We start from the raw sequence: 15,650 nt of genomic DNA on the forward strand, positions 1-15,650 counted from the left end.
ACTGCAACATTGAAACCTAATTATAAAATTTGAAAAAACGGATAGAAAATATTGGCTCATTGATTGAAGGTTGGTGCAAGAAAAAATTAGTTTTTGCCCACGCTCTTCTGCCCTTAGGGACAGTTGGGAAAGCCCACGCACATTGCACACATTTGCAAATCACACAAGCCAGCCCACAGACCAAAATTTGCAAAAGAGTGCAATTTTTACCTGCGCTCAAAAAGAGTCGCATATGAGAGATTTTGAAGTTTGGAAATCATATATAGATGCTTTAGATATATTGACTAATCAGTATTCAGAGCCCTTCGATATTAAGGTATTGGAGGCTAAAAATGATTCGTCTGTTGTTTGTAGATATATTGATACCAATCAGAAGGGTAAAATATTTGAAGGGTTATTAAAGGTTTTTCCAAGTTTAAAGAAAGAGAATGTTAATTATCAGGATAACCACCTTTTATATCCATCATCCGAGGCAATAAATAATTCTGAAATAGAGGATTTGAAATCCTTTGCCGATTCAAATCATTTTGAGTTTTCATCAAAGCCAGCTTTCTCTGGAACTTTCAAATACAATAAGACACCTTTATTAGATTTTTTAAAGGAACATGTCGTAAAGGAAGAGGCTCAACCACAAGAGAAGTCTTTAGCCCATCACCTTAGAAGAGTTTATCCAAGCTCCACATATAAGGAGAAAAACAATGGGAAAATTGTGGTATTGGATGAAACCTATCTTAAAAGGAAAACACTAGAGGAATGGGGCGATAACTATTCTGTTGAATACTTATTTTCTGTTAAAGGAATTTCAACACCAATCCAAATTTCGCTTGCTTCCGATAAGGTTTTAGGTATCACTCATTCCAAGAAAAGAAACAAGATTAATGTCAGGCTACATGAGAAAATTAGTGAAGCTGAAATTGGAGAAATTAGAAAAAAGCTAATTGAAATATTAAATAATGAAATTGGTAGGGTTCCAGAAATAAGTCTCAATACTGTTTTTACCCAAACTAATTTTAGTAATCAGCCTAGAACAAAAAAAGTACCGGTAAAACAAAACTTGGGTAAAACTCAATTTTTAACTCTTGACGAGTTGAAACTTATTGATTCAGAATTGGAAACGAATCAGGAAGTTTTCAGAGAAGATATTCTAGGTGCAATTTCTAAAATTGATGTTAGCGAAAGCTTTATAAATAAGCAATTTGATATTGCAGTAAAGTATCTAAAGGAACATATTGGATTAGATCCTTTCAAGGTAGAAGGTTTCTTTAAGCAAATCCATTTAAAGGATGTATTTCTTAAAAAGGAAGTGTTTGAAGCTTTTCAGGAAAACACCTTCTATTCAAATTCATTTCATCTCGTATCTTATACAATTACTCCGGATGAATTTGACAAATTTGAACGGATTAGAAAACAAAGAAAGATCTATTACAAATCAGAGGACAGACATAATCTTGAAGGTGTAATATTACCAAACCCAGATAACAATGTTTTCATCCAAACATTTTCTGCATCCATTTCATTAAGTGACTTGCAATTTGAAATCTTCTTTTTTCTTAATACCCTCAAACGATATTTTGGAAAAGAACATATACAGATTGTTCATGAGCACATTTTTAGAATTGATAAACAAAGGTTCTTTGAACATATTAAAGAAGTTATTCCTTATGAAGAATTTCAGATAAGTTCAGATGCAGAGACTATTTCATTCGATTTTAAAACGAAGGAGGAACTAGATGAAAAACTACAAAAGTTGGACACCTATGATTCTTTGAACTATTTAGGCTTTAGAGACGATCACAAATACAAAGTAACTTTTGGCAATATAACTCCTTTGTTCCAAGTCAAGGAAAAATTGGATAAGCTGAACTTTACCAAAACATTTCTCAATGAATCAGGTAATCAGCTAAAGGTTTATGGGTTGATGTCGGATATTAGTTTACTACCTATTGTTAGAGCTAATATTGAGAATACTGCCGGTAATTTTACCCAAGACAACATGCAATTGAATTGGGATGCTTTTGATAAAGGATTAATAAAATACTACTTCCAGTTTGATGAAGAAAGCTACAAGGAAGAAGTACATAAAAAGTTGGACAATCTTAAAGGTGAGCCATTAACCCTTGTTGATTCAAGGGAGACTTTGGGCGTTTTAAAATCCATTTCTTATCCCAACTTAACACTTCTAGTGGAAGACAAAAGCCTTCTAGAAGAAGGTACTTATCTAACAGTAAAAAGTGCCTTAAAGGGTGAAAAAGATAAAGTGAAGCGGTTAAGAGATGCCGTTGAGAAAATTTATTCTGATTCTGGTAATTCAATTTGTAATAAGAACCTGAAACAAGCTCTGATTGATTCATCCTCATTAGAATCATTTATTGATGGAGATATTACCCGTACTAGCGAATACCAAGACTTATATCAAAAGGTAAATAATGACCTATTAAGCCCTTATGTCAATGAAAGGCAAAAAGAAGCAATAGTAAAATGCTTATTAAGTGACGATCTATTTATCGTACAGGGACCACCGGGAACAGGCAAGTCAACAGCTATTGCAGAATTGATTTGGCAACATTTAGTAAATAATGATAGCGATAAACGATATAGAATATTAGTTACTTCTGAAACCAATTTAGCAGTAGATAATGCATTGGATAAACTTAGAAGCAAGTCGCACCTGTTAATGAAGCCAATACGATTTGGTAGCGAGGAAAAACTTGATGATGAAGGAAGAAGGTTTTCATTGGAAGCTATTAACTACTGGAAAAAAAATGAATGGGAAGCCAATGATTCTTTGATTTTAGATGAGTGGGTTGATTTAATAAACAGCAGATGTACAAACCAAAGCAATGATACGTTTATTGCACTTTGGAAAGAGCACTTGTCTGAGAAAGGTCAATTACTTAGAGAGAATGTTTATTCTTCTTATGTGAAAAACTGTAATGTAATTGGAGCTACATGTAGTTCAATAGGGAAAATAAACTCAGAAGGAAAGTTTACTCGGTTTTTTCAAGACTACTCCAATGTTTTTTATCCCGATGAATTTGAGAGATTTAAGTCCTCTCCAAGCAAGTCATCTGCTAGTACTCTTAAAAGCAAAGAGATTGAATTTGAATTAGCCATTCAGGATGAGGCTTCTAAGGCTTCTCCGCCCGAACTGGCACTTCCTTTCACTTTCGGGAAAAAAGCTGTGATCATAGGAGATCATAGGCAATTACCTCCAATGGTTGACACTAACGAGTTTATTGAAAGCTTGGTTTATCTAAAAGACAAAAGTAAGGACGATAAGCAAGTCAAGAAAATCACTGAGCTTATTCGCTTTATTAAGCAGCATAGAGAAAGTTTTGAGCATTCACACTTTGAAAAACTCTTTACAAATATTGATGCTAATCTCAAATCAACATTCGATACTCAGTATAGAATGCACCCTGCTATTAATGAGACTATCAAACAATTCTATAAAGGTGATTTCGAGGATGGAAAAGATTTGGAATGTGGACTTCCATTGGATTCTGTAGATGATCCGAATCTCAACAACCCTATGTCCAGATATCATGGTATTACCAAGAAAAAGGATACACATGTAATGTGGTTTGATGTACAAACTCCGGAAATTAAAAAAGGGACAAGTAGAATCAATCCTGGAGAAGTTAAAGCAATTGAATGGATAATTAATATTATAACGTCCAATGAAAATTATTCCACATTCATCAATCATTGGAAAGATAATGAGAAGGATCAAAAGGAATTAGGTGTAATTACTTTTTATGGAGCACAAGCCGGGCTAATAAAGAAAAATGTTCCTGAAGGTATTGACGTTAGAGTGTCTCCTGTTGATAGATTTCAAGGAATGGAGAGAAATATCGTCATAGTATCTCTTGTAAGAAGTAACAATATCGCTGAATCAGAAAATGAAATAGCAGACTTTGAGATGTATCCTGAAAATGGGTACGCACAGAATGAAAGTCTTGGTTTTGCTGAATCTCCTAATAGATTAAATGTTGCCCTTTCGAGAGCTAAACGTTTATTAATCGTGGTTGGAAATTCTAAACATTTCAGTAAAAAAGAAATCTATAAGAATGTTTTTGAAACAATAAAGAATCATCCTCAAGGAGAAGTTTGGGGCTTTGATGGTCAAAAACCTATTAAAATTTAGTATGCAAAGTATATCTATTATAGAGCCAATAAAAATTAGACTAAAGGGGTATAAAACTCTTTTTAGACGTGCTTTGCCTTTGGAAAAACACGAGAAGGCAATACTAGGATTGATTAACCAAAATAATGGTAGTTATGGGTTTATTGAGCTAGGAGCTGTTTTAGGGTTTGCTGTTGAAGATAATACTGATCTTCACATACGAAAAGATGTTGCTGAAATACAACTGTTTGAATCATACCTTGAAGATCTAAAATCCAGTCATTTAATCGAATACAACAGCCAAGGTATTCAATTAACTTTTTGGGGAGAGAAAGCAATAACAGACGACTTAAAATATTCATTTTACTCAGGGAACATTCAAATTCCGGAGTTTTTTGATATTGAGCTCTCGAACGAAGCATCCAACTTCACATTTATAGAAATTGGTGTTGAAGTTAGATTAACAAATGAGCAGAATCTAGATAAAGCTTGGGACTTAACCGAATTAGAAACTCCAGACCATAATCTCGTTAACCAATTTCACCTGAATAGATTAAACAAAAATGATGAGATAATATTTGATAGTATTGAGCCACTTTCAAACTTAGGGTTGATTCAGACAGATTTAGAGTTTACCGAAAGTAACAGTTCTATTGATGTATTGTATGAGTCCAAGCTTCATGAACAGCTATCAAAAGAAATTAATAAAACTCCGAACAATTTAAAAGCGGATTACCTCAAACTAAAAATCTATTGCAAGAGGTTGGTTGAATCCAAAGAGGATTTTTTAATTGAAGATTTAACTGATTTTGTCTCAATTATTGTCTGGAGTGATGTACTTGAAAGACCAAATGTTTTATGGGATAATAGCTCTATTGATTTGCTTGAAAAATTTGAGGTCAATTGGAACTTAATAAGTTCAAAGGCTCCTATCTCCATAATTCAAAATGTAATAAATGACTATATTGATAAGTTTGATTGGCTTGAATTAACCAATCGTCTGAATCTTGAATTTATACTTGCAAATATTGATAAGTATCCTTGGGATGTAGATGTTTTAACAGATAGAGTAACATTAGATGATTTTAAAGACCATGTTTCCAGTATTGTAAAGTTGCCAGGTATTGACCTTTACAAATTCTATAAACAAGTCGACAAGGACTTCATAAAGCAGAATTTTAATCAACTACCAAACATTACAAGTTACATATCAACTAATGATTCAAGTGAACTTCTTGAATACCTTTTAGAATATTCGGATGCTCCATGGAACCATATATTGGTTTCTCAGAAATTAAGCTTGACTGATATTGAAGCGAATTTTTCAGCTCTTAAACAGAATTTGAATTTTGAGATTTTAATTGAACGTTTCATTTCAGATAGCTATGATTGTAATGCTGACACTTTTGAAGAAGCAATCTCTTTAGCATCGTTTTCTGATGATAATAAGATCCTTAATAGATTTTCAAAATGTGATCTTAGCCTAACGAAACTGCAAATACTAGACAACCACGAGCTAATATATTGGGGGAATGATGTTGCTCCCGGTTTCGAGTTAAATCCTTTTCAAAACTGGTCAATAGACACCGTAAGAACATTCGAGGAAAGATGGGGATATAGCGAGGCGATAAGATATTTGAGCGGTAATATATCCGATTCGAAGATAATAGAAGAATTAAAGTTTGAATGGGACTTTGCAGCAATTTCCAAAAATAGTCGATTAGTAAACCAAGAAAACTTCTTCGAGGAGAATAAAAATAGATTAGATGTTAATTCAGCGATTCATGTATTTGATAAGAATACACTTAAATCAAATTTAAGAAGTCTTTTTCCGCTAGATCAGGAAAGCAAGCTTGAAGACCTGTCACTTGTAATTTCAAAGCTATTTAATTTTGATGATATAATAGAAACAAATGTGGTGCTTGAAGATTTATACCTTGGTATTTCAAATGAAATTGATTGGAAACAAATTTGGTCAAAAACACCGAAATCTTTTGTTAAAGAGAATATTGAAGAGATATTTAATCTTGTAGAAAGCATTCCTTCTTTTAGTTCTTTATTGACTGAAATAACTAATTGCTTTGAAGTAGAGGATGTGTTTGAATCACCTGATTTTGCTTGGGACTGGAACAATGTTACTGAAAGAGCAATTGATGAAGATCTTGTAGATAATGAGGCATTAGTAGGTTTTTCAGGGTATTGGGATTGGAAAATATTGATTGAAAAATATTTCGATCCAGAGGATTTACAAATTGATGGAAGGCTATCAGAAATTGCAGCTTTGATTTCACAAGCTCCAGATGAAGTAAGTGAGAAATCTTGGAAGTTTATTACAGACATTTATCCTTCTCACTCTATATGGAGTGCTATCAATACTACTGATAATATTGATTTATTCAAGTGGGACTGGAATAGTATTAGTTCTTCAAATAAAATATCCTTAGACCTTAATACGCTTAAAAGATATAAAGAAAGAATTAACTGGTCATTACTATCTTGTAACTTATTTTTAAATGGTTTTTTCAGGAACGACCGTGAGATATATGGCACTAGAAAACAGTGGGAAAATCATGTATTATCCTATTTGTCAGAATTTGCTGAGCTTTGGGACTTCAAGGAATTGTCGAAGCTTGATAATATTACTCGTAGCGAGAGCATTGTAAATTACTTTAGACAAAAATGGGATTGGGACATTCTATCTTCTGAAAAATCTAAACTTCTTACTACAAAAAATAAAGATGGGGTTTTATTCAATGAACGCTTATTCCAAAAATTCGAGTGGTTTATCAATTTTGAAGTCATCTCTAATCGCAAGGATGCCTTGCTTGATTTTGAAATACTGAATAAGTTCAATGATAAAAATTGGGATTGGAAAGCGCTATCTAGTAACGAAAGTTTAAATATTGAGAAGGAAATCTTACTAAATGAATTGTTGGAGAAACCTTGGGATTGGAAGATTTTATCAAATAATCCTGTTATCAAGTTTACAAATGAGGACTTACTGTTACTAAGAGATAAGGATCTTGATTGGAACCATTTCTCATCGAAAGAGTGGCTTGCTAACTCAACTATTGTAGAGTTAGCAGACAGGGATTGGGATTGGTATGCTATATCAAGTAGTAGTGAATTAATTTTTGATCAGAATTTATTAAGAATATTAAGCAGCAAGGAACTTGTTAATTGGGATAATATTCTTAGCTCGAACAATTTACATTGTAATGAAAAGACGATTGGCATAATTGCTTCTTCTATTAAAGATTCGAAGGAGTTTTGGTCCACTATTTCTAGTAATCAAAACCTGAACTTTGAAAATGAAATTTTGTTAGATAATTATAAAGAGTTTTGGGATTGGAATATTCTTATTAAGTCGAACAAAATTGACGTAAACTCAGAATTAATTTTAAGGAAGTATCAAGACTATCTCAATTGGGCAACTCTTTCCTCAGCTTCAAGCTTCAAAGCAGAGGTTGCTATTCTTAACGAATTCAAATACTTTCTGGATTGGAAGCATGTTACAACTAAAATTGTAATGAGTGATCATATACTTGAAAATTTTAGGTCTTTTATAGACTGGAAAGTTTTGTCTATGTATTCTGATTTTAGTGGTCAATTACCTTTGATTAAAAAACACTCAGATTTTATAGATTTTGAAGGTTTAGAAAACAATCCTACAATAGACTACGAAACAAGCCTTTACATAGAAAACTATCTTAAAGAGAATATTCATAAGAGATTCGTTTATAATCTTAAAAAACAGCGTAGTAATTGGGCGGGATACGTGTATCATTTTACACATCTTAAAAATGCAATTGATATTATTAAAAAATGCCAAATATTAAGTCGTAATAAAGCAACAATTGGTGGCGACTTCAGTGATGCTGCTGGTGATGTAGTGAATCGAAGACATGATGCTCATGATTATGCTCGCTTCTACTTTAGACCACAAACTCCTACTCAGTTTTATAATGAATGTTTGGGTAAAGATCATGAATCAGGAAGATATGGCTGGACAAAAAATCATTATGGTAATTGGGAACAAGTATGGAAATCTGACTTTGATAAGGCACTAAACCTTGGATTGCCGAAATGCCCAATACCTGTATTTTTTAAGTTTTCAATTGATGAGATATTCAATAATCAATTGGAGAAGTGTTACATAAGCAATGGTAATCTTCAAACTAACTGGGCAAGAATTGGCACAGTAAGTGAAATGTACAACCTGTTTGATTTTAATGATGTTTATAGCACAATTCAAAGTACCTCTGATGGAGATTGGAAAACGTACATGAATAAGTCTCAACAGGAATTTTTAGTAAGGGATCAATTTGATTTTTCAGATATACATAATTACGAGATTTTAGTCCGAAACCAATCAGACTTGTTTCAGTTGAAACACCTTCTGAAAGATTATCCTAATGTCATTCAGAAAATAAGAATTGCAGATTATGACGATGACATTTACTTGAATAACAATAAACAGATTGAGTATAATCTTGATGGGAATTCTGTAACTGTTTCAGCAAACTATAATGGTAATGGAAATAGATCAGGTTATTTTGAAATGGAAGTTGAGAAAGGGACTTACAGAATCAACTCTGGTCAAGTATTATCGAAAAATGGTGATACTATTCGCTTTTACCCTGGCATCAATATTGAGTTTGAATCTGAGCCTTGTTTGAAGGTTACTTTTAAAGACCAAGTCACAAATAAGGAACCATGGCAAATAATAAAGTATTGTGGAGAAAGCAAGAGTGCAAATGGCTTTCAGAATATTGAAAAATCAAATCTAAATGGTTTGTCATACTACCCTCAATCAATTGATGAACTGTGTAAATTAAGCCCTTCATTTGTCGAGACTTATAACACTAAAGTAAGGCACTACATCCTAAGGGATCATACAAACCTTGTTCTTAACCAATTTGACAAATATTTTGCAACTCAATTTAATGAGCCTGAAAGAGCTTTTTTCAGATTCTTTTTATTGGTTCATGACATAGGTAAACCAAGAGCATTTCAGCTAGGAAATAAGAATGATCAATATACTCATAGTATCGAAATACTAAACGGCATTTGGGGTAAAGTATCCAACTCCCTTTATGATTTGTCGAAAATTCAATTTTTACTAAATGGGGATATTATGGGAGAATACTTTCAAGGAAAAAAGGATGCTGAATCTACCACTCAATTGATTGTTGAAGCAACAAAAGCTCTTAACACATCTCCATCAAAATTATTCGATGAATTGATCATTTACTATCAATGTGATACAGCAGCTTACACCGCAGATGCAGGTGGCTATAAATTTCTAGAACACTTATTTAGCTATGAAAGTGGACAGAAAGTGTTTGATGAGGAAGCCGGCCTGTTAAAATTCTCGGATAAATACAGAGAAATGTACAATAGAATTAAAGACGAAATTTTAAAATGGCAATAAAATTTATAAAAGGAAATATTTTTAACTCTAAGTCTCAAACGATTGTAAATACAGTCAATTGTGTTGGAGTAATGGGCAAAGGAATCGCTCTTGTTTTTAAACTGAGATATCCTAAAATGTTTGATTTGTATAGGGATCACTGCAAATCAAAGCTGATTGGAATAGGAAAGCTATGGCTTTACAAAGGTGAAGAAAATGCACCTTGGGTTTTGAACTTTCCAACAAAGTTTCACTGGAAATATCCAAGTAAAATTGAATACCTCGAAAAAGGGTTAGAGAAATTTTGTTCAACCTATAAAGATCAAGGTATTACTTCTATTGCTTTTCCACTGCTTGGAACTCATAATGGTGGACTAGATAAAGATACTGTTCTGAATTTAATGGAAGAATATTTAGGCAAGTGCGAAATAGACATAGAAATATATGAATACGTGCCAGAAGCAGTAGATGACTTGTATGAATATTTTGCTTCTAATTGGTCAAAATTAAGTTCCGAAGAAATCAAATTAAAAACGGGTATCAGGAAGGATAAAATTGAGAAGGTAACCGAAGTGGTTGAGTCTGGTACAGTCAAATCAATGATAGGATTAATTAACGAAAAAGGTATAGGTATTAAGACTATGGAAAAGTGTTTTCAATTCGTAATGAATAATAAAAATGAACAACCAACATTATTTGATTAAACGCCTCCACACACAGCCAAGCACAATTGCAATTCACACGAGCCAACGCTTGACCAAAAAATGCAATAGAGCTTGTCTGTTTGCCACCGCTTTTTTGCCGACCCTAAAAACTAATTTCTTCGGGAACAGCAGTGCTTCGATTGAGCGGATTAATGATTATAAAAGACTGATAATGATTGAACACCAGCAGCTAACAAAGTATATAAAACATTTGGCGGATAGTGCTAATTTTAAAGCAGTTACACTTAATGTAAATTGTAGCGGCTTGACAGATTTGTTCTCCGAAATGCCAAACGTTTCATATACGTGGCCGTTGTGTGCAAGGCTAAACGACCTCTTTATCCAAACTTGAGCAAACGATTTTTGAAATATAAATTTAATATATTTACAATGCCAAAATGTTTTTTTAAAACAACACTATTATGGACATTACAAATCTTCCCGAACATTTATTTGAAAGTAACTACACGGGCACATCAGACCTGTAAATTGCTAATTACGAGGTTTATAAACATGTTTCCAAAAATAAGATTAACCTAAACAAAAATGTATTCAGTTTTTTGTTGGACGGACAAAAGGACATTCACTTTTCTAATGACATCGTTTCAATAGATCATACACGATCCTTGCTCCTTGCGTCGGGGAATTTTTTAACAACAGAAATTGTTGGGGCAAATAGTTATAGTTGCCTACTCTTTTTCTTTTCTCAAAAAAACATTAATGATTTTTTATTGAAATATGGGCATTTATTTAATCCAAATGACTTTAATAAAGCAGCTACCAGTAGTCCTTATTTCCTTATGCAAAAAGACAATTTTATTATCCATTTTATTAATTCTATTCAACAAATTTATGGCTTGAATCAAACAATCTCTCAAAAGATTCTGGAATTGAAATTTGAAGAAATTATGCTGTATCTGGTTGATAAGTATGGGCAAAGTTTTTTTGTTTATCTACATTCTTTGTTAATCAACGAAAGAGAATTATCTTTTAAAATGGTTATTGAAAAAAATCTGTACACGAGTTTGAATATTGATGAGGTCGCTTTTCTATGCAATATGAGCCTGTCTACTTTTAAGCGAAAATTTACACAATTATATCAAGAGTCTCCAGGAAAATGGTTTCAACTAAAACGGCTCAACAAAGCCAAAAAGTTATTGCTTAATAATGAAGCGACACCATCAGAAATCTATATGGACTTTGGTTATGATAGCTTATCAAATTTTAGCACAGCCTTTAAAAATGAATTTGGTTACAGTCCAAAAAACATTATGAAAACTTGACCTTTTTTCATAAGTTTTGAACTAAATACAAAAGACTCACAAGCTTAAATGAGCTAAATTTGTTAAAACCAAATTGGTTTAATTAAAAAATAAAAAGACATGAAAAAATTAGGATTATTAGTTCGACTAGAAGCAAAAGCTGGAAAAGAAAAAAATGTTGAAGAGTTTATTACAAGTGCATTGCCACTTACTAATGAAGAAGCGGGTACTATTACATGGTATGCGTTCTGTATTGACGCTTCTACATTTGGCATTTTTGACACTTTTTCAGATGAAGAAGGCAGAGAAGCACATCTTGGTGGTAAGATTGCAAAGGCGTTAATGGAAAATGCACCTGAATTGTAGACTGCCCCCTAAAAGTTAGACACTTTTAAAACCGAAATATGGAAAGAGAATTGTCCGATATTTTGATTTAATATTAGTTGGAGTACACCACAAAAAGGTAAAAAGAAGAAAAGAGGGTGACCTTTTGGTAACCCCTCTTAACGTAAGATAAAAGATATGGATAGTATTATGCGCGAATCTAGCACTGATTGAAACAGGTTTACTTTTATAATGAAATAATACTGTCTTTAAATTGTAAGTCTTATGTGCTTTTTTGACTGAGTCTAGTTTAATGTGTTATTTTCCAACCGCCAGATTTTTGTTGAATATGACACATATTAAAATACTTGCCTTTTTTATCTAGTAGTGAACTATGAGTTCCTTGTTCTAATATTTGTCCTTTTTCTAAAACGATAATTTGATCTGCATTTTGAATAGTTGCTAATTTATGAGCAATTACAATAACTGTCTTCGATTTTACTAGTTGCTGTATAGCTTGTTGAATGTAGATTTCATTTTCAGGATCTAAACTAGCAGTAGCTTCATCTAACAGTACTATAGGTGCTTTTCTTAGTAGTGCCCTAGCGATACTAATACGTTGTTTTTGTCCTCCAGATAACTTATTACCACCTTCACCTACTACAGTGTCAAGACCAAGGGGTAGGTCTTGGACAAATTCCATAACCATGGCTTTAGTAGCGGCATCAAGTACATCCTTTTCAGATACATTATCATTATTCATTTTAATGTTGTTGTATATAGTGTCATCAAATAAGTACACATCCTGAAACACTTCACTAATAAGAGAATAGAAGTAATCTGTGTTGATATGTCTTATATCTATGCCTCCTATTTTTATCGCTCCTTGATTAACATCCCAGAAACGAGCTATAAGTGAGGCTATGGTAGTTTTTCCTGACCCTGAATGCCCAACTAATGCAAGCATTGAATGCTGAGGAACTTTAAAGCTTAAATCATCAATTGTTTTTTGTCCCTTTAAGTATCCAAAGCTTACTCTATCAAATGTAATATCATAGTTAGTAGGTTTTAGTTCTTTAGCAGTTTCCATAATAGGATTCTGTAAAACCTCAACAACTCTATTAAGGCTTTCATTCATAGAACTTAGGGATAAATAATCTACCATAATCACTTTTAAAGGGGTATATAATGCATAACCTAATATTAAAAATGTTATAAGTATAGGAACGGTTATACTGTTATTCATAAGGTAATACAATCCTAAAGCTGCCATTAAAATAAAACCTACCTCAAAAAGAATAGTTACTGTGATAACAAGTGGTCCAGGTAAAGACTCCATCTTAATGCTCAGTCTTTTAAGGTGTTTAAAAGAATCTTCTAACCCTTTATGCTTATCACCTGTTTGACCATAAGATTTTAAATGACGAATACCTTGTACATACTCTAAAAATTTAGCGCCCACACCATTTCGAGCAGAGACTAATTTTTTTCCTGTTTTTGCTATAATGTAATTTGCTATTCTTAAAAAGGGTACAACTAAAGGAATTACAGCCAATAAACACAGAGTTAACCTCCAGTCATAATAAAACAATACGCCCGAGAGAATTAGTGTTCCAAATACCCCTGAGGCAATATTACCTATACTGTGTCCAAAAATAATCTCAAAATTAGCCACGTCTTGTAAGACAACAGAAGTTATTTCTCCTGGATCCTTTTGTTTGAAGAATCCTAGAGAAAATTTCTGCATGCGATTACCCATGTTTATTCTTAATTTATTGGAGAGATTATACACCCATATATTCGTACTTACCATGACTTTAGAAGATACAATATACTGTAGAATCATCATCAGTAACATTATACCAAGAACGGTCCATATCAATGTTTTGTTGGGCTTAGCTTCAAATAATTCCCATACAATAATCAGTAATATAACTGTGGGAGCAGAGGTAAAGATACTTTGAACTAATTGCCAGAAGATAGTTTTTTTTGTATCTTTTTTGTTTAAAGAGGTTACGTATTTTATATTTTTAATCATTTTTTCTACATTTTCGTTATAATACAATATCTTTAGCTCTTGTGTGAGCATTCCACAATCTTTGATATAAGAGGTTATGTTCTAAAAGGTTGGGGTGGGTGTCCTTGCCAACTAAATTACCTTTGTCAAAAACTAGTATTTGATCAACATCGGTAATTGTACTTAATCTATGAGCTATAATTAATACTGTTTTGTTTTTAATTAATGAGCTAAAAGCTTGTTGGGTTTTTAATTCGTTTTCAGGATCTGCATAAGCTGTGGCTTCATCTAATATTAAAATAGGGGCATCTTTTAAAATAGCTCTAGCTAGTTGTATTCTTTGTTGTTCACCTCCACTTAAATGTACACCTGATTGACCATATAAGGTATCATATTGATCTGGTAAAGACATAATCATATCATGTATTTGTGCTGCTTTTGCTGCCGCTTGTACCTGCTCTGTAGTCTTATTCATTCCCATTCTAATATTTTCAAATAAAGATTGTTGAAACATAAAACTATCTTGAAATACAAAGGAGATAATTTCCATAAGTTGAGAAGTAGGATAGTCTTTTACATCAATACCCCCAATTTTAATACTTCCTTTATTTGTGTCCCAGAACCTTGCTAGTAATTGTCCTATAGTACTTTTCCCTGCTCCAGAGGGGCCTACTAAGGCAGCTATAGAGTTTTGTTTTACTGTAAATGATACATTGTGTAAAACTTCTTTATCCTCGTAGGCGAAAGATACATTTTCAAAGCTTACTTGATAATTTAATGGAGCTTGTAGGGTATTGCTCTCTGGTAGAGTTTCTTGATCAAGTAAGTTGTCTATTCCAGCCATACTATTACTTATAAGTGCAAGTTGTGGAGCCATGTTGCTCAGGGCAAATATAGGTTTGATATATCCTGTACCTAAGATTAAAAATAGCAGTAGGGTAGAGGTCGATAGACCATTGTTAAAGTATAAATACAATCCTAGTGCCAATAGGGGGAGCATCGCATTGTTCATCACACTAGTGAAAAGGGCAAAACCAGGGACACTCTTTTTTGTCCATGCATGTACTGCCTGGCGATACTCAATTATCGTATTTCCAAATTTATTAAAGCTATCTGCACTTTGTCCAAATATTTTCATAACAGGAATTGCTCTGACGTATTCTACAATACCTGCATTCATATTTTCTAAAGTAGTAGTTTGTCGATCTAAGAGTTCTTTACCATCGTCAGTGGCAAAAATCTTAGGTATAATAATTCCAATAAGTACAATAGGTAAAAAGCTAATTAATGCTAGTCTATAATCTTGAGAGAATAAATATCCTAAGGTAAGAAGGGGTAGGGATATTCCTTTTACAAAGTCTGGAATTTGGTGTGAGATAAAGTGTTCTATACGTTCTACGTCATCAGATAGAATCTTTTTAAGTGCACCCGAATTTTTGGTAGTAAGATACCCCATGGGAAGTACTCCTACTTTATTGGCAATGTATGTTCTTAATTGGTGTAGAACATTGTATGCAGCAATATGCGCCATTACACCCGATAGGAAGAATAAGAGCATACTTATTACACTTGCGATAATGGCATAGATTAAATAGGTTTTGATTAATTGATAGTCTGTGCTTGAGTTTAAAAGTTCTTTAATAATATAATAAACTAAAATGTAAGGAACCAAGCTAAGTACTGCGTGTATAACAGATAGGATAGCAGCAACAATCAGTGTTACTTTTTTACTTCCTGTTATTTCAAGCAATCTCATTATTCCTGTTTTCTTTTTGTTGTTCTTCATAATTATAAAAATTCAATT

7 protein-coding genes are annotated in these 15,650 nt (G+C 32.8%); 5 read left to right on the forward strand and 2 right to left on the reverse strand.

Features of this window, described 5'->3' with window-relative positions; translation table 11 throughout:
* The first annotated feature begins 73 nt into the window (after positions 1-73).
* From ACYSNV_RS09745 to ACYSNV_RS09765, 5 genes are all read left to right on the forward strand, one after another.
* Positions 74-4,147 (forward strand): AAA domain-containing protein, encoded by a 4,074-nt coding sequence (locus ACYSNV_RS09745; RefSeq protein ID WP_461762375.1) that lies wholly within the window; start codon positions 74-76, stop codon positions 4,145-4,147.
* 1 nt (position 4,148) lies between these two features.
* Positions 4,149-9,560: a DarT ssDNA thymidine ADP-ribosyltransferase family protein gene (locus ACYSNV_RS09750; protein ID WP_461762376.1), complete on the forward strand. Its 5,412-nt coding sequence runs from the start codon at positions 4,149-4,151 to the stop codon at positions 9,558-9,560.
* On the forward strand, positions 9,551-10,243 hold the full coding sequence (locus ACYSNV_RS09755; RefSeq protein WP_461762377.1) for a macro domain-containing protein: 693 nt from the start codon (positions 9,551-9,553) through the stop codon (positions 10,241-10,243). The genes ACYSNV_RS09750 and ACYSNV_RS09755 overlap by 10 nt, the downstream gene beginning before the upstream one ends.
* A 530-nt stretch (positions 10,244-10,773) precedes the next feature.
* Positions 10,774-11,526, forward strand: coding sequence for a helix-turn-helix domain-containing protein (locus tag ACYSNV_RS09760; protein ID WP_461762416.1), 753 nt, complete (start codon positions 10,774-10,776; stop codon positions 11,524-11,526).
* Between the two features lie 99 nt (positions 11,527-11,625).
* Entirely contained in the window at positions 11,626-11,871 is a 246-nt protein-coding gene (locus ACYSNV_RS09765; RefSeq protein ID WP_461762378.1) for a putative quinol monooxygenase, read from the forward strand.
* A gap of 268 nt (positions 11,872-12,139) precedes the next feature.
* Here ACYSNV_RS09765 and ACYSNV_RS09770 read toward each other — a convergent pair whose 3' ends face one another.
* Together ACYSNV_RS09770 and ACYSNV_RS09775 are read right to left on the reverse strand one after the other, a co-directional pair.
* Positions 12,140-13,867, reverse strand: coding sequence for an ABC transporter ATP-binding protein (locus tag ACYSNV_RS09770; RefSeq protein ID WP_461762379.1), 1,728 nt, complete (start codon positions 13,865-13,867; stop codon positions 12,140-12,142).
* Positions 13,868-13,883: 16 nt separating this feature from the next.
* Positions 13,884-15,632, reverse strand: a complete 1,749-nt coding sequence (locus ACYSNV_RS09775) for an ABC transporter ATP-binding protein (RefSeq protein WP_461762380.1) — start codon at positions 15,630-15,632, stop codon at positions 13,884-13,886.
* Positions 15,633-15,650 lie beyond the last annotated feature (18 nt).

Source organism: Myroides sp. LJL119 (assembly GCF_054871605.1).